Here is a 16879-nt window from a genome sequence, read left to right as displayed (position 1 = left end):
TCGCGAGCTAAGGCGAGACAAGGCGAAAGCGGCTGAGAAAGCGGAATGTAAGCGCGTTAGATGAGCATTTCGAAGCCGTTTTCAATGCCCCTTTCTATCCATCCCGCCGACGCGCAGCAGACCGTAAACAGGTTCTAAAAGGCCCTTGCCGCCGCCACCGCCCACGTCATGCGACGTGGGCTTTTTTATTGATTTTTGTAGGCTGTCTGCTGGGCCAAAGGCCAGCAGGAAATAAGAACGGGTCTTTCTATAACCCTATGGTTTGCGGCGTAATGTCATTGGCATTGCGTCGCTTTGGTTTTTCCCAACCAGGAATGGAGCCCAAAATGAAACAAGCAGCTCTAATGATGGCGGTATTGGCAAGCTTGGCCGGCGGCGCGCAGGCGGAATCGAAGCAGCCGGACCCGCTGTTGCGTCAGGCGGCGGCCAAGGCCTTGCAGCCCTTGTTGCCGCTGGCCAAGGGGGAGGCGCTGGATATGCTGGTGGAGGTCAACCGCGACAGCGAGGACGGAGGCTGGGTGCTGGGGTCGGTAACCCAGCCCCTGCCGACGATGACCACGATCGCGGCGATGGATCATGTGCCGGTGTCCAAGCTGTTCCTGGCGCGCCGCGACGCGCAAGGCTGGACGCTGGAGCTGGAAGGCAGCCCGGGTTTCGCGGCGATGTTGACCCTGGCGCCGGCGAACTGGCTCAGCGCGGACGAGCGCCGCGCCTGGGGCAGTCAGTCGGTCCGGCCGGGACAGCCGTTCGCGCCCAACGCCACCGGCCTGGGGCTGCCATGGCGTCCGGGCGCGGCTTGGCGAATGACCGGCGGCCCGCACGGCTACAGCGGCGAAAGTCAGCCTTACGATTCCATCGATTTCGCCGGCGGAGACGGCAGGGTGCTCGCGCCGCAGGCAGGGGTGATCTACAAGAGCTGCGTGCGCGGCGGTAGCGGCTTGGTCAAGCTGGTGCACGACAACGGCTTCTCGTCCACTTACTACCATATGATCAATCTGAACACGCTGGCGGACGGTACGCGGGTCAATCCGGGCGCTTATCTGGGCACCATCGGCAATGGCCTGCCTTGCGGCGGCAGCACCACCGGCCCGCATGTGCATTTTTCCTTGTTGTATCAGGGCCGGGCCGAGCCGGTGAACGGCAAGCTGTTCGGCGGCTGGCAGTTCTTCGCCGGCAACCGCGCTTACCAAGGGTACGCTTTGCGCAACGGAACGCGGGTCAATGTAGGCGGCCTGCTGAACAACTACGGCGGCGGCGCGCCCGCGGGCGCCAGCGGGGTGGCGACGCCGGCGCAGGGCGAGGGGAGGGTGAATCTGCGTAGCGCGCCCAGCCTGAGCGCCGGCGTCACCGGCACGGTCAATCGCGGAGAGAGCGTCGCTTTGCAGTGCCATGTGCGCGCCGAAGCGGTGGAGGGCGTATGGGGCCGCACCGATGTGTGGAATCGCACCCGAGGAGGCGATTGGATCAGCGACGGCTTCCTCGACACAGGCAGCAACGGACCGGTGGTGCCGCTGTGCGCGTCGGCCAGCCGGCCCTGGTGAGCAATTAATACACGCCGTTGAAACGCAGGCCGGCGGGCATGGGCTCGCCGGCCTGGAAGGCGGCGACGGCGGCGGCCAGCTCTTCGGCCAAGTCGGCCCGCTGGGCGTTGACCGGCACAAGGTCCAGGCTGCGCATCCAGGTCAGCTGGCGCTTAGCCAACTGGCGGGTAGCGGCGACGCCCTTGTCGATGAAGGTTTGCTCATCGCCGGCGCCGTCCAGATATTCCCAGGCCTGGCGATAGCCGACGCAACGCATCGACGGCAGCTCCAGCGTCAGCGCCGGATAATCGGCGCGCAGGCGCCGTACTTCGGCCAGGAAATCTTGCTCCAGCATCAGTTCGAAGCGTTGTGCGATGCGTTGGTGCAGCCAGCCGCGTTCCGCAGGCACCAGACCCAGCGACAGCAGGCGGAAATCCGCCGCGGCTTCCTTGCCGCGAGCCAGCAAGCGCGACATCGGCTCGCCGCTGAGCAGGCAGACTTCCAGCGCGCGGTGGATGCGTTGCGAATCATTGGGGTTGAGGCGGGCGGCGGTGTCCGGGTCCAGCTGCGCCAGCCGCGCGTGCATCGCCGGCCAGCCGGCTTGCGCGGCGTCGGCGTCCAATTGCGCGCGCAGCGCGGCGTCGGCGCGCGGCAGGTCGGACAAGCCTTCCAGCAAGGCCTTGTAGTAAAGCATGGTGCCGCCCACCAGCAAGGGCAGCCGCCCGCGGGCGTTGATCTCGCGGATCAGCCGGTTGGCGTCGGCGTGGAACTGAGCGGCAGAATAGCTTTGCAGCGGGCTGATGATGTCGATCAGGTGATGCGGACATTGCGCCATTTCCGCCGCGCTGGGCTTGGCGGTACCGATGTCCATGTCGCGATAGACCAGCGCGGAGTCCACGCTGATGATCTCCACCGGAAAATGTCGAGCCAATTCCAGCGCCAAGCCGGTTTTTCCGGAGGCGGTGGGGCCCATCAGCAGGATGGCGTGCGGAATGTCGTTCATGAGCGGGTCTTGCGGTTCAATCGGCGGATTGTCGCATAAGTGGATCATGGGCGGACAGCGCCGCCCATGACTCAGAATCTGTTTACGATCTGCTGCGCGTCGTGAGGCGCCCCACGGTGAGTACGGCTTCGAAATGCTCATATACCACGCGTACATTCCGCTTTCCCGGCCGTTGTCGCCTTGTCTCGCCCTGCTCGCAGATCGTCAACACGTTCTCAAGAGCCGGATTCTGGCGCCGGCAGCGCCCGGCGGCGGCTGGCGCGCCACCAGCCGCCCAGGGTGATGAGGAACCACATGCACTGGTTGACGAAGGACGCCAAGTTGAAGTGGTTGGACAGCGATACCAGGATACAGACCGGACCCAGCAGATTCAGGACGAAATAGCGAAGATCCGATGTGCGCAAGCCGAATAGCTGGCTGCCTAAGTAAGCGCCCAGATAGCTGATGACGCCGATCAGGCCGATAAGGTCGTACATGGCGAAGCTCCTGGGAAAACGGCTATAGGGGAAGCGCTTGCGCATCGTCCGTCGCGGAGGCTTGCTCACGGGCGGCCTGGTAGAACGGCGCGTTCGAGCGCGGCAACGGTGGCAATTGGCGGATCTGATCGGCGATCTTCTCCGCCATCATGATTGTGGGCGCGTTCAGATTGCCGCTGACGATGCGCGGCATGATGGACGCGTCCACCACGCGCAGGCCGGACAAGCCGTGCACGCGGCCCTGATGGTCGACCACAGACGCCGGGTCGTCGGCGCTGCCCATCTTGCAGGTGCCGGACGGATGCAGCGCGGTTTCGGCGTGGGTTTTGACGAAGTGATCGATTTCGCTGTCGCTGCTTACTCGCGCGCCGGGTTGGATTTCCCGGCCTCGGAAGGCGGAAAGCGCGCGTTGGCCGATGATCTCGCGCGTGAGCCGCACCGCGGCGCGGAACTCCCGCCAGTCGGTGTCGTGGGCCATGTAATTGAATTGAAGTTGAGGAGGGTCGCGCGGGTCGCGGCTGGCCAGTTTGACGTGGCCGACGCTGGGCGAGCGCATTGAGCCGACGTGGCATTGGAAACCGTGCATCTTGACAGCGTGGCTGCCGTCGTAATTCACCGCCAGCGGCAAGAAATGGTATTGCAGATTGGGGAAGGCGAAGCCCTCGTCGCTGCGGATGAAGCCGCCGGCTTCGAAGTGATTGCTTGCGCCCAGGCCGCTACCGTTCAGATACCACTGGGCGCCGATGCGAGCCTTGTTCCACCAGCTCAACGACGGGTACAGCGACACCGGCTTCAGGCATTCATACTGAAGATACATTTCCAGGTGGTCCTGCAAGTTGGCGCCGACCCCGGGCAGGTGGGCGACCACGGCGATGTCGTGGCGGCCGAGCTCGGCGGCGTCGCCGACGCCGGAGCGCAGCAGTAGCTGCGGCGAGGCGATCGCGCCGTTGCAGACGATGACTTCGCGCAAGGCGCGGGCGCGTTGGCTGCGTTCACCCTGCAGATATTGCACGCCGACGGCGCGCGCGCCGTCGAACAAGACGCGGTCCGCCAGCGCACGGGTTTTCACCGAAAGGTTGGCGCGGTCGCGGGCAGCGTCCAGATAGGCCAGAGACACGCTGCAGCGCCGTCCCTGTGCGGTGGTGGTGCGGTCCATCGGGCCGAAGCCCTCCTGGCGGTAACCGTTGAGATCGTCGGTGCGGCGGTAGCCGGCTTGCTCGCCGGCCTCGATGAAGGCTTCGAACAGAGGGCTGATGCCGGCCTTGGGCGTGGTCACGTGAAGCGGCCCATCGCCGCCGTGATAGTCGTTGGCGCCCTTGTCATAGGTTTCCGCCTTGCGGAAATAAGGTAGGCAGTCGGCGTAGCTCCAGTCGCCAAGACCCGGCAGCTCGGCCCAGCCCTGATAATCCAGCGCATTGCCGCGGATATAGACCATGCCGTTGATCAGAGAGGAGCCGCCCAGCCCCTTGCCGCGCGCCTGGGCCATGCGTCGTCCGCCCATATGCGGCTCCGGTTCGGTCATATAGGCCCAGTTATAGGTGGTGCCTTGCAAGGGATAAGCCAGCGCCGCCGGCATTTGGGTACGCCAGTCCAGCCGCCAATCCGGGCCGCCCGCCTCCAGCAACAGCACGCTGACGTCGCTGTCCTCGCTCAGCCGCGCCGCCAGCACGCCGCCGGCGGAGCCGGCGCCGACGATGATGTAGTCGTATTCCTGAGTGGTGCTCATCTTGATTCTCCTCGGACGTGAACGAAGGCGGGGGCCGGGCGATGGGAGGTTCAAGCGCCGAACCACCCCATGGGCTTGGGCGCCAGATTGATGTAGCTGTGCTTCAGCTCGGTGTATTCGTCCAGGCCGATGCGCGAAAGCTCGCGGCCTATGCCGCTGGATTTGAAGCCGCCCCACGGCGCTTCCGGGAAGTAGGGGTGGTAGTCGTTGACCCAAACCGTGCCGAAGCGCAGCGCGCGGCTCATGCGGTTGGCGCGCGCCAGGTCTTGGGTCCACACCGCCGCCGCCAGGCCGTAAGGGGTGTTGTTGGCCAGCCGCAGCGCCTCGGCCTCGTCGCGGAAGCGCTCCACGGTGATGACCGGGCCGAAGATCTCTTCCTTGGCGATGAGCATGTCCGCGTGGACGTCGACCAGCAGCGTGGGTTGCAGCCAGTAGCCCTTACGGTAGCGCTCTCCATCCGGACGGCCTCCCCCATAGACCAGGCGGGCGCCTTCTTTCACGCCTGCGGCGATCAGACTCAGGATCTTGTCGTGTTGTTGGGACGACTGCACTGGTCCCATTTGCGTGTCCGGCTGCTGGCCGGGGCCGACGACGATGCGCGGCAGCCGTTCCGCCAGCCGCTTCACGAAGTCGTCGTGAATCTCGTCTTGCAGCAGCAGCCGCGAACCGGCCGAGCAGACCTGGCCGGCGTGAAAGAAGGCGGCATTCAGCGCGTAGTCGACGGCGGCGTCCAGATCGGCGTCTGCGCAGACGATGTTGGGGTTCTTGCCGCCCAGCTCCAGGGCGATGCGTTTGAAGTTGCCGCTGGCGGCGCGCATGATGCTGGCCCCCGCCTGGGCGCCGCCGGTGAAGGACAGCAGGTCGACATCGGCATGCTCCGCCAATTCGGCCCCTACCTCGGAACTGCCGCTGACCAGGTTGAACACGCCGGGAGGCAAGTCCAGCTCGGCCAGCAACTGGGTGAAGCGCCAGCTGCTGAGCGGGGTCAGGCTGCTGGGCTTGAGCACCACGCAATTGCCGGCGCCTAGGGCCGGCGCGATCTTCCAGGCCGCTTGCAGCAAGGGGTAGTTCCAGGGAGTAATCAGGCCGCAGACGCCCACCGGCTCGTGCAAGGTTCGGCTGATCACGTGCTCAGGAGCGGAATTGACCTGCCCGCTTTCGGTGGCCACCAGGCCAGCGAAATAACGGAAGGTGGCGGCGATGTCGCCCATGTCGGTGCGGCTCTCGCTTAAGGTCTTACCGGTGTTCAGCGTCTCCAAGGCGGCGAGGCTTTCGCTCTCGCGTTCCACCCGTTGGGCGATGTCCAGCAGCAGACGGCTGCGTTGTCGCTGAGTGCTGGAGCGCCAGGGACCGTGATCGAAAGCCGCGCGCGCTGCGGCGATGGCGGCCCGGGCGTCGGCACGGCCGCCGTCCGCGGCGGCGGCGATCACGCTTTCATCGCAGGGGTTGAGAATCGGACGGGTTTGCCTATTGGCGGCGTCGCGCCATTGGCCATCGATGAAGAGCTGGGTTGAGATCATGGCAGCCTCGCACAGAATGTAAAATTAACTATTGGTAAATTAATTTACCTTTGGTTTAATTGTAGTGTCGATTAGCCATGGACTGCAATCCAGGTCCGGCTATGGCGGCGATGGCTTGATTTGCTTTGGCTATATCGCTCGCGTTCCCGCCAGGGCGGAGGCCCGTTGAGGTTTGGCTGCGCCGGATTCTTTAGTCCGCTTCGGGATTTTTCTAGCCTGGGTTAACATGGCGGGTCGACAGCCGTAGGCTGTGGCGCGCGCGCATCGCCGCGTCCCGTTCGCATTCAATTACCCAGGAGGCGCGGCCCGCCGCCGCTACCAGTTCTGTGTCGTCAAATCAACTCAGTCAAGCCGCAGTTCCCGCCGGGGATGAAACCTTCGCCGTTCGTCTGAAAGACGTGCTGGGACGTAAGCGCGTCATGCTCAAACAAGTGGCGGAAGCCCTGGGCGTGTCGTCCGCGGCCGTTCACAAATGGACACGCGGGGGGGAGATCGAATACCGCAAGTTGCGGGTGTTGGCCGATTTTCTAGGCGTGAACTGGATATGGCTGCGCTACGGCGAACAAGCGGTGCTGGATCTCGCCACGGCGGCAACGACGGACGCGCAATTGACGGAGATCCGTCGCAAGCATCTGGCCGAGATCATGGAAAGCGAAGCGCGGATGAAGTTTGCGCAGGAGGTTTCCGGCATTGTGACTTGGGAATGGAACATCCTGAGCGATGCGGTGGCCTATTCCGCCAACGCGGAACAGCTGTTCGGCCGCCCCGTCCGCGAGCTGACGGATTTCTGGCTAGCCCTGGAGCCGGCCGACGCGCCAGCGCTGCGCGCCAAACTGGAGACATGCTTAAGTTCCGGCCTTGCTTACGAGGCGGAGTTCCGCGTGCGCTGGCCGACGGGCGAAACGCGCTGGATCGCCTCGCGCGCCACTTACGTGCCGGACGCGGACCGCCGGCCGGTCAAGATGATAGGCGTCAGCTTCGACATCACCCAGCGTTGCCTGGCCGAGCAGGCGCTGCGCCAGAACCAGGCCATTCTGGACAAGGCGCAGTCCATTGCTCATCTGGGGAGCTGGTTTTGGGACGTGCGCAACGACGACTGTATCTGGTCGGACGAGGCCTACCGGATTTTCGGCTGGCAACCGCAGGCCTTCAAAGTAACGATGGAGCGCTACTTCGCCGCGATGGCGCCGGAGGACCGGGGGCGCATTGATCAGGCCATCCGACGGGCGATAGACGAGCGCCAACCCTATTGCGTGGAGTACAGCATCTTGCTGCCTGACGGCCGTCGCCGACATATCCACGAAGAGGGCGAGGTCTTGTACGGGGAAGGGCGGGCGGAGGCGATGATAGGCGCTACACAAGACGTGACCGACACCCGACAGGCCGCGCTGGCCTACAGCGAGAGCGAGGAGCGCTTTCGGGAGATTTTCGAACAGGCGGCGCTGGGGTTGGCGCATCTGGGTCTGGACGGACGTTGGCTCAAGGTGAATCGGCGCCTGGCCGAGATGGCCGGTTATTCACCGCAAGAGATGGAGGGGATGAGCTTTCAGCAACTGACCCATCCCGAGGATCTGGAAGACAATCTATTGAGGTTGGATAGGCTGCTGAGCGGGGAGGTGGCCAGTTTTTCGCTGGAGAAGCGTTTGCTGCGCAAACAGGGCGGCCATGTCTGGGTGAATGTCAGCGTCTCGCTGAGCCGTCATCCCGTGAGCGGCGAGCCATGGCATTTGATTGCCGTAGTGGAGGAAGCGGCCGAGCGCCGCGCCGCCCGCCGCGCGCTGGAGGAGGCCCGGCTCCGTAGCGAGCTGGCGCTGCAGTCCATAGCCATGGCCAGCTGGGAGTGGGACCTTGCCGCCGGGCGCTTGCGCTTGTCGCCGCAGGCCGCGCGGCTGTTGTTCGGCGAGGCCTTGGAGGAGGCCCCCGAACAGCGTTTTCTGGATGGCTTGCGCATCGTGTCGAGGCAGGGCTGGTTGGACAGCCTGGAAGGGATATTCAATATGTCCAGCCGCGCGCAGTTGGATGTGCTATGGCATGCCGAGGGCGGCAAAACCTTGCCGCTGGTGTTGTCCTTGGCGGCGGATCGGGGAAGCGACGGCGTGCTGGATCGCTTGATCGGAGCCCTGGGGCCGCGCTGATTCCTGCGGTTTGCCAAGGGGGACATGGGGCCCGCCGCTTGTCGGCGGGCTTTTTTGCGCCCGCTTTGCGGTCACATATTGGCGACGGCATTTTGATTTACTGTTGGTAAAAAAATTAACTTATGGTAATTTTTGTGCCTCGTCTGGCAAGGCAGATGGATAGAGTCTTGTTGCGTTTCAACCCAGAGTAGGCGCCGCAGAGTGTGTGGGCGGCGTCCGATAACCGGAGCTGACGCGCTATGAACAGCATCCACAGACAGCAGTATCTCCGCCGCCGGACCCGCTGGGGCTATGGCTGGGCGCTTTGTGCGGCGGTGTTGTGGGGCGCATGGTATGTGCCGGGCGCCGCGGTGTGGCACGAGGCGCCGCTGGCCGGGCTGGCGCAAGGGCGGCCCGAGCCGTTTTTGATGGCGGCCGCGGTGTTGACGGCTTTTCACGCTTGCCTGGTGGCGGCGTTTCAATTGTTATGGCTGGCGGCCTTGGGCAAGCTGGCCGACTTCTTTCGCACGCTATGGCGTTTCGGCGGCATTTCCAAGTGGTATTTCCTGGCGGCGGTATTGGGCGGTTTGATGGCCAATTTCGGCTCCTACCTGGCGATGGGCTATGTGGGCGCGGTGTTCGCCGCAGTGGCTGGCCTGTTGTACCCGGTGGTGGGCGCGGCGCTGGCGCGCCTGTGGTATCACGAGCGGATAGGCCGCCGCGCGGCACTGGGCATCGCGGTGATCGTGCTGGGAGGGGCGGCGATTTACGCGCCGGGCCTGTCAGGCGACCTGGCCGGAGAGGGCGCCGCGCGCTGGCTGGGCTATCTGGGCGGCGCGCTGGCTGCGCTGGGCTGGGGGCTGGAGGGCGCCATCGTTGGACGAGCGATGGATGTGACCGATCCCGATTGCGGGGTGGCGATCCGTTATCTGGCAGAGGCGCTGTATTGGGTGTTGCTGATTTTGCCGGCGTTGGCCTGGTTGACCCCTTTGCCGGTGTATTCGCTGGCCGGCGAGCTATGGTCGTGGCGGCCTATGCTCTATTTGGCGGTGGGCGGGCTCAGTTTCGCTTTCTGCGCGGTGGCCTGGTACAAATCCTTTCCCTTGATCGGTGTTGGGCGCGGCCAGGCTATCGGCGCTTTCTACGCGCTGTTCGCGACGCTGTTCACCGCGGCGTTTACCTTGAACTTTCCCGAGTGGCATTTTCTGATTGGCCTGGCCTTGGTGATTCTGGGCGGCTTCGTCATGGTGTCGGACAGTGAGCGCCATCCGGGCGCGGTGCGCAATGTGGAGGAGGGGGCATGAAGGTGCATATCAAAGGTTTCATTCTGCAAACCCTGGCCGGGCAACCGGGTTTGTGGGATGTGGAGCTGGCCCGGCGTATCTGCTGGGAGTACCACAAACCGGATGATGCTTATTGTTTGGGCATGGTACGGGCCTGCCTGGCGGATTTGAGCGCCAGCGGCCTGGTGGTGGCGCTGTGCGAGCGCTGGCAAGAAGAGGGGGCGCGTCTGCTGTTCAACTATCGCGTCAGCGATTTTGGGCTGGAGCGCATGCGCCAGACCGGTTTGGCTTGAGAACCTGTTAGCTACCGCGCGGGTAACGGCGAGACAAGGTGTGAATGGCTAAGAGTCTGTTCATAATCTGCCGCGCTTCGTGAGGCGTGACACGGTGAGTACCGCTTCGAAATGCTCATGTACCTCTCGACCATTCCGCTTTTCGCTCGTTTTCGCCTTGTCTCGCTCTGGCTCGCGAGACTTTGAACGGGTTCTGAGGCGGCGGCATGGCGATGAGGCATTAGCCTTTCGAAGGAGCTGCAACGTCGTATCTTCACGGAGCGACAGATTTATGAACAGGCTTTAAAGGGAGATATATGTCTGGTTATTGGGGCTATGAAGGCGCATCGACCTTGGCGATGATCGTGATCGTGGGTTTGAGCCTGGCGGCTTTGTTCGTCGCCAGGCGTTATGTGCGGACGCTGTAGTCTTGGAGCCTGTTCTAAAGTCTGCTGCGCTTCGTGAAGCGTCGCACAGTGAGTACAAGCTCAAAATGCTCATGTACCCCTCGACCATTCCGCTTTTTCGCTTGTTTTCGCCTTGTCTTGCTTTTGCTCGCGAGACTGTGATTGGGTTCTTACAGCTGCGCGGCGTAGGCCTCCAACTGTGCCAGCACGCTTTGCGCCTGTTCGTTTAGCTCGCCGGCGCGGGCCTCCGCCAGTTCTTGACGGAATTGCTGAAAATCACGACCGGGGCCGCCGTTAAGCTTGGCATGGCGCCATGTCTGCCAGCGCTGTTGCTCCTCGCCGGACAGGGAACGCGGGAAGTTGCGCGCGCGGTAACGGAACAAGAGTTCGGCCAGTTGCGGGTCCTCGAAGAAAGCCATTTCACCGGCGAGCTGGTCGGCCGACATGCGGCGCAGCTTGGTCAGCACTTTGCGGTCGTTATTTGAAACGAATCCGCCGTAGAGGTTCTCGTCGACGTCGCGGGGCTCGCCTGACTCGCGCTTATAGACTTTTCTCCAGACCGGGGTCAGGTCCGGCAAGGCGCCGGCGTAGTCCGCGTGCCGCTGGACTTGCTCCATGTCCAGGCCCCAATGCGCGGCGCGTTCCGGGCTCAGCACCTTGAGATTGGCGACCACGAAGGGCGATTTATTGATATGCACGGTTTTGAGCGGCAGGCGCTGCACGCCTTCGGGCAGGTCTTCGCTGCGGGTGTACAGGCGTTCGCGGATGGCGTCCGGCCCCAGGCCTTGCAGTTCGCGGGGGTCGTGGGACAAGTCCCAGACGATGACCTCGTTGGCGTTGTACGGGTGGGCCGCCAGCGGCCAGACCACGGCCATATTGCCGCGCTCCGCGCCGTACATGCCGGAAACGTGCAGCACGGGCTTGGGGGCGTGAAGGCGGAGCTGAACCTTGACCGCGTCTTTTTTGCGCAGCGACAGGTAGAAGTCGAACAGCTTGGGCTGATGCTGTTTGATCAGGCGCGCCAGCGCAATGGTGGCGCGCACATCGGAGAGCGCATCGTGGGCGGCTTCGTGGGCCAGGCCGTTGGCGGCGCTTAGATGTTCCAGTTTGAAGCTGGGACGTCCGTCTTCGTGTTGCGGCCATTGAATGCCGTCCGGGCGCAGCGCGAAGGTGGCGCGCACCAGGTCCAGCAGATCCCAGCGGCCGCATTGGTTCTGCCATTCGCGCGCGTAGGGGGCCATCAGATTGCGCCAGAACAGAAAGCGGGTGACTTCGTCGTCGAAGCGGATTGAGTTGTAACCAACTCCAATCGTGCCCGGCGTCGCCAGTTCGCGTTCGATCACGCCGGCGAATTCGTGCTCGGCCACGCCATGCTGCAAGCACCACTGCGGGGTGATGCCGGTCAGCAGGCAGGCCACCGGAGACGGCAGGTAATCGGGCGCCGGCCGGGCGTAGAGCATGACCGGCTCGCCGATTTCATTGAGATCGGCGTCGGTGCGGATGCCGGCGAACTGCGACGGGCGGTCCTGGCGGGGCACGGCGCCGAAGGTTTCGTAATCGTGCCAAAAGAAGCTGTGATTGGACATGGCGGCAACAATGCGGTGAAGTTGGCCGCATTGTCGCATCCATAGGGGCGGCGGGGCCAGCCGCGCCGTTCTCGTGCGTCCGCGGCGCTCAATCCATCCATGAGGGTTTGCGTGTTTCCAGCATGGCCTGAATGCCTTCGCGGCCCTCTTCGCTCAGGCGGACGGAGACTATGCGCTGGATGCAGATTTCCATGCTGTCTTCCCCCACGCCCAGGCCCGCGATGTCGGCCAGCAAGCGTTTGGCTTCCAGCATGGCCGCCGGGCCGTTGATCAGCAGATGGTTGATCAGGAAGTCCACCGCCATGTCCAGCTCATCACTTTCCACCACTTGGTGCACCAGTCCCAGGCGCTTGGCCTTGCCGGCGTTGAAGCGCTCCGCGGTCATGAAGTAACGGCGCGTTGATCTCTCTCCGATGGCGCGGACCATATAGGGCGCCACCAGCGCGGGGATGACCCCCAGTTTGACTTCGGAAAAGCTGAACAGCGCTTCCGAGCTGGCGATGGACACGTCGCAGCAGGCGACCAGCCCTGCGCCCAGGCCGAAGGCGGATCCCTGAATTTTGGCGATGGTGGGCTTGGGCAAGGTGTCCAGCGTGCGCAGCAGCTTGGCCAGAAGGCGGGCGTGGCGTTCCAGCTCTTCGCGTCCGAAACCGGCCATCCGCCGCATCCAGTCGATATCGTGTCCGGCGGAAAAGCTGATGCCGCTGCCGGTCAATACCACGGCGCGCACGCTCGGGTCTTCGGCCAGGGTTTCCAGCATCGCGGTCAGCAGGCCGACGGTGTTGTCGTCCAGCGCGTTCAGCAGCTCGGCGCGGTTGAGGGTGATGGTGGCGATTCCCTTTGGATCAACGGCAAGCAAAACGGACTCGACGGTCATTCGGTTCTCCTTGTTCTGACGATGGGCGTTTTAGCTGTGGCCAAAACGGATAATGCTGCGGACAAAGGCGTCCGCGGCCTCGATATGCAATACATGGCCGGCGCCCGGCAGGATTTCCAGCTGCGCGGCGGGCAGGCGTTCGCGCAGCAATTCGGCCTGATACAAGGGCGTCAGGCGGTCTTCGTCGCCAACCAGTATATGGCAGGGCATGGCCAGCTCGTGCAGCCAGGTCCGCGCGTCGTGCTCGGTGACGCCGGCGATCAGCCGGATCACCGCATCCCAGTCCACCATGCCGGCAATCAACTTCATATCGTCCAGCATGGCGGCGTTGCTGGCGAGAAAACGGCTGGAAAACAGCCAGGGGACGCTGACCGCGTAGCGCAAGTCCAGCCCGCCGCTTTGATTGGCCGCGATCCAGCTGTCGCTGATGTGATTGTTGACGCTGTCGGCCCAAGCCAGCGTGGCGGCCAACAGCAGGCGCGACACGCGGTTGGGATGACGGTGCGCGAAGTGCTGCGCCACCATGCCGCCGTAAGACAAGCCGGTGAGATAGACCTCGGCAATGCCCAAATGATTCAATAGACCGGCGGCGAGGTCGGCTTGTTCGCCGAGCGGATATTTGTCGCCGCCGGGGTGGTCGCTTTGGCCCTGGCCGAGAAAATCGAAGCGCAACAGCTGGAAATGCGGCTCCAATTGAGGCTGGAGCAGAGCCCAGGCTGCGGTGGACATGGTGATGCCATTGAATAGCACCAGCACTTGGGCGCCCTGCCCGCTGAGTTCGTAATAGACATTGTGTCCTGAGATTTCGGCATAGGGCATGGCGTTTTTCCTTTGGTCAGGCGTTGGGCGACGTCAACATGCATGCTTCATTCTAGAGCGCGCCGGCGCTTGCGGGGCAATTTGCTGGCGGCGCGGGCTCAGGAAGACGGGCCGGCGCAACCCCGGCATTTACGCGGGCGGTTCCCAAGCGTTGGATAAGGATAAAGTGTTTGACGAATTAAACAATAACGATCATGCCGCGTTTGCCGGCCATCTTGATCGCGCCCGCCGGATTGGCGGGCCCTGCTGATCTGTCCGGGTGAGGCGCGCGCGCCACAGCGGAGATAATTTTTCGAGAGTGTTTGCACTAGATGTTGTCAAATTTATTAAACGTGGCATAGGCTTCTGTTCAAGACTAAAACGACAAAGGCGCTTGCTATCGTCGCGGCCGTCCGGCCGCGGCAGCTCTCGGCGCCGCACAGAGGAGACATCATGTTGGCAACGGACACGGCGGTGGCGGCATGGCCACGCGCCCTCGCGGCGGGGCCGCCGGCCGGCGCGGAAAGCCGGACGGACTCTTGACCCCATGCGCGCCGGCCCCGGCCGGCGCGATCATCAAGCAAGGCATTCGATTGCCGCCGCGCCGCCTCGAGACGGGGGCCGCGCGGCGGACGCAGCAGGCCCGCGCCGCTGCGGAACTGCAATAGAGGGAACGACTCAATGACGCAAGCTGTTGCCGCCAAACCGGCCCAAGCCGCTTTTTCCGCCCACAACGCCCAAGCCGCCGAGGCGCAGACCGACGCAGACAAGGCTTATCTGCGCATTGCCGGCGTGCTGAAAAAGTTCGGCGATCATGTCGCGGTGGATCATGTCGATCTGGATATCCGCAGAAATGAAATTTTCGCCTTGCTCGGCAGCTCCGGCTGCGGCAAGTCCACGCTGTTGCGCATGTTGGCGGGGATGGAGACGCCGACTTCGGGCCGCATCATCCTCGACGGGGAAGATATGCAGGGCCTGCAGCCGTACGAGCGGCCGGTGAACATGATGTTCCAGAGCTACGCGCTGTTTCCGCATATGACGGTGGAGCAGAACGTGGCCTTTGGTTTGAAGCAGGATAAGGTGTCCCGGGACGAGATCGCGGAGCGGGTGGGCAAGATGCTGGACCTGGTGCAGATGCGCAAGTACGCCAACCGCAAGCCGCATCAGTTGTCGGGCGGTCAGCAGCAACGCGTGGCGCTGGCGCGCAGCCTGGTCAAGCGCCCCAAGCTGCTGCTGCTGGACGAGCCCTTGGGCGCTCTGGACAAGAAACTCCGCCAACAGACCCAACTGGAACTGGTCAACACCATCGAACAGGTGGGGGTGACCTGCATCATGGTGACTCATGATCAGGAAGAGGCGATGACCATGGCCAGCCGCATCGGCATCATGAGCGAGGGCTCTTTGTTGCAAGTGGGCACGCCGTCTGAAATTTACGATTACCCCAACTGTCGCTTCACCGCGGAGTTCATTGGCGAGAGTAATATTTTCGAGGGCGCGGTGGTGGTGGACGAGCCGGACCTGGTGGAAATCCGCTCGCCGGAGCTGGGCGGGGACATCCGCATCGATCACGGGATTACCGGCCCCAAGGGCATGCGTGTTTGGGCCAGCATTCGCCCGGAAGATGTGCGGCTGGACATCAAACCGCTGCCGGCGGGGCCTAATGTCGCAGCCGGCGTGGTGGAGGACATTGCCTATCTGGGCAGTTATTCCATCTATCACGTGAAACTGGCCAGCGGCAAGGTCGTCAAATCGGTGGTGCCGTCTTCGCGCTGGTATGACGCGGGCGAAACCGCGCCAACCTGGGGCGACGCGGTGTTCGTCAGCTGGCGGCAGGATGTTCCAGTGGTTTTGACCCGGTAAGAGCCGTCCGCAAGCGGATGCCCGCGGCCGGGTATCCGCTTTTTTCATCTTCCATCGCGAAAGGAAAGGCTTTGACGCGTTTGTCCATCCCTTGATCCTGCCGCCGCATCATTTGTCTTCATGAGAGGTTTCCATGCTTCGTTTTGCCCATCAAGCCCATGCGCCATCCTATTACGCCGCCACCGCTCAGCCTTGGGAGCCCGGGGCGGCGTTGCAAGGCGCGGTCGACTGCGATGTCTGTGTGGTGGGCGGCGGGCTGGCGGGTTTGTCGGCGGCGTTGAACCTGCGGGAGCGAGGATTTTCCGTCGTGTTGTTGGAAGGCGCGCAGATAGGCTTTGGCGCTTCAGGGCGCAACGGCGGACAGGTGATTTCCGGGTTCGCCTGCGGCATTGACACGTTGCGCGCGCAGCTGGGCGACAGCCTGGCAAAGCAGATGTGGAATATGTCGGTGGAGGCGGTGGAGATCATTGAGCAGCGGGTGAGCCAGCACCGCATCGACTGCGATTGGCGACGCGGCTATATCAGCGTGGCGGTTAAGCCGCGGCATATGCAGGAATTGGAGGACTGGCAGCGCGAGGCGGCGCAGACCTATGACTACAGCGGCATGCAGCTGTGGGATAAGGCCGAGCTCAGAACGCGGCTAGCCAGCGAGCGCTATCAGGGAGGCCTTTACGATCCGCGCTCGGGCCATCTGCATCCCTTGAACTATGCGCTGGGGCTGGCCCGAGCCGCGCGCGAGGCGGGCGTCGCCATTTACGAGCAAAGCCCGGCATTACGCCTGAGCCGCGGCGCGCGGCCGCAAGTGGCGACCGAGCAGGGCGTGGTCAATTGCACCCAGGTGGTGTTGGCTTGCAACTCCTATATTGGCGCGCTGGTGCCGGAATTGGAGCGGCGGATCATGCCGGCCGGCACCTATGTAATTGCCACCGAACCCTTGGGCAAGGAGCGGGCCGAGGCTCTGATCGCCAACGACATGGCGGTGTGCGACACCAATTTCGTGCTGGATTACTATCGCTTGTCCGCCGACCACCGTTTGTTGTTCGGCGGGAAGGTCAGCTATTCCGGACGCGAGCCAAGCAATCTGGCCGCAGGCATGCGCAGCGACATGTTGCGGGTGTTCCCGCAACTGGCAGACGTCAAGATCGACTACGCTTGGGGCGGATTCTGCGATATCACGGCAAACCGCGCCCCTGATTTTGGACGCTTGGACGGTAATATCTATTACCTTCAGGGTTTTTCCGGACACGGCGTCAACATCACCGGTTTGGCCGGCAAGGTGGTGGCGGAGGCGGTGGCCGGCGACGCTTCGCGCTTCGACCTGTTCGCCAAGATTCGTCATAATCACTTTCCCGGCGGCCGCTGGTTGCGCACGCCGGCCTTGGTGCTGGGTATGGCGTATTTCCGGATGCGGGATTATTTATGAACCGGCGCTGACGC

Annotated in this window: 13 protein-coding genes; 6 read left to right on the top strand and 7 right to left on the bottom strand. The window is 63.4% G+C overall.

Translation table 11 applies throughout. From position 1 onward, the window contains the following. The first annotated feature begins 326 nt into the window (after positions 1-326). Positions 327-1541, top strand: coding sequence for a M23 family metallopeptidase (locus tag DXT74_RS19920; RefSeq protein ID WP_161784615.1), 1215 nt, complete (start codon positions 327-329; stop codon positions 1539-1541). Between the two features lie 4 nt (positions 1542-1545). Here the strand turns inward: DXT74_RS19920 and miaA are convergent, their stop codons facing one another. The 4 genes from miaA to DXT74_RS19900 form a co-directional block, all read right to left on the bottom strand. Beyond that, positions 1546-2523, bottom strand: coding sequence for a tRNA (adenosine(37)-N6)-dimethylallyltransferase MiaA (gene miaA / locus DXT74_RS19915; protein WP_194426845.1), 978 nt, complete (start codon positions 2521-2523; stop codon positions 1546-1548). A gap of 215 nt (positions 2524-2738) precedes the next feature. Further along, positions 2739-2999, bottom strand: a complete 261-nt coding sequence (locus tag DXT74_RS19910; protein ID WP_019103463.1) for a hypothetical protein — start codon at positions 2997-2999, stop codon at positions 2739-2741. 22 nt (positions 3000-3021) lie between these two features. Then, positions 3022-4725 (bottom strand): choline dehydrogenase, encoded by a 1704-nt coding sequence (gene betA / locus DXT74_RS19905; RefSeq protein ID WP_194426844.1) that lies wholly within the window; start codon positions 4723-4725, stop codon positions 3022-3024. 50 nt (positions 4726-4775) lie between these two features. Beyond that, on the bottom strand, positions 4776-6245 hold the full coding sequence (locus tag DXT74_RS19900) for an aldehyde dehydrogenase family protein (protein WP_194426843.1): 1470 nt from the start codon (positions 6243-6245) through the stop codon (positions 4776-4778). A 419-nt stretch (positions 6246-6664) separates the two neighbouring features. Between DXT74_RS19900 and DXT74_RS19895 the strand changes: the two genes are divergently transcribed. The 3 genes from DXT74_RS19895 (at position 6665) to DXT74_RS19885 (ending at position 9935) form a co-directional block, all read left to right on the top strand. Next, positions 6665-8380, top strand: a complete 1716-nt coding sequence (locus DXT74_RS19895; RefSeq protein ID WP_194426842.1) for a helix-turn-helix transcriptional regulator — start codon at positions 6665-6667, stop codon at positions 8378-8380. 239 nt (positions 8381-8619) lie between these two features. Beyond that, positions 8620-9663, top strand: a complete 1044-nt coding sequence (locus DXT74_RS19890) for a DMT family transporter (protein ID WP_052370442.1) — start codon at positions 8620-8622, stop codon at positions 9661-9663. Then, the gene (locus DXT74_RS19885) at positions 9660-9935 is read left to right on the top strand and encodes a hypothetical protein (protein ID WP_043635805.1); all 276 of its coding nucleotides are present in this window, start codon (positions 9660-9662) and stop codon (positions 9933-9935) included. Before DXT74_RS19890 ends, DXT74_RS19885 begins: the two co-directional genes overlap by 4 nt. Before the next feature lie 556 nt (positions 9936-10491). Here the strand turns inward: DXT74_RS19885 and sbcB are convergent. The 3 genes from sbcB to DXT74_RS19870 all read right to left on the bottom strand — a co-directional run bounded on the left by sbcB (position 10492) and on the right by DXT74_RS19870 (position 13603). Further along, positions 10492-11907 carry an exodeoxyribonuclease I gene (sbcB, locus tag DXT74_RS19880; RefSeq protein WP_194426841.1) on the bottom strand — a complete coding sequence of 472 codons (1416 nt, stop codon included), beginning with the start codon at positions 11905-11907 and terminating at the stop codon, positions 10492-10494. An 88-nt stretch (positions 11908-11995) separates the two neighbouring features. Then, complete coding sequence (locus tag DXT74_RS19875) at positions 11996-12784, bottom strand: enoyl-CoA hydratase-related protein (RefSeq protein ID WP_043635796.1); 789 nt, start codon at positions 12782-12784, stop codon at positions 11996-11998. Positions 12785-12814: 30 nt separating this feature from the next. Next, complete coding sequence (locus DXT74_RS19870; RefSeq protein WP_043635791.1) at positions 12815-13603, bottom strand: alpha/beta fold hydrolase; 789 nt, start codon at positions 13601-13603, stop codon at positions 12815-12817. A 660-nt stretch (positions 13604-14263) separates the two neighbouring features. Between DXT74_RS19870 and DXT74_RS19865 the strand changes: the two genes are divergently transcribed. Together DXT74_RS19865 and DXT74_RS19860 are read left to right on the top strand one after the other, a co-directional pair. Beyond that, a complete protein-coding gene (locus DXT74_RS19865; protein ID WP_114153014.1) occupies positions 14264-15442 on the top strand; it encodes an ABC transporter ATP-binding protein in 1179 nt (392 codons plus the stop codon). 133 nt (positions 15443-15575) lie between these two features. After that, on the top strand, positions 15576-16865 hold the full coding sequence (locus DXT74_RS19860; RefSeq protein ID WP_194426840.1) for an FAD-binding oxidoreductase: 1290 nt from the start codon (positions 15576-15578) through the stop codon (positions 16863-16865). Positions 16866-16879 lie beyond the last annotated feature (14 nt).

Source organism: Chromobacterium sp. Rain0013, from assembly GCF_015291765.1.
Classification (GTDB): domain Bacteria; phylum Pseudomonadota; class Gammaproteobacteria; order Burkholderiales; family Chromobacteriaceae; genus Chromobacterium; species Chromobacterium haemolyticum.
This window is presented reverse-complemented; position numbering and strand designations above follow the sequence as displayed.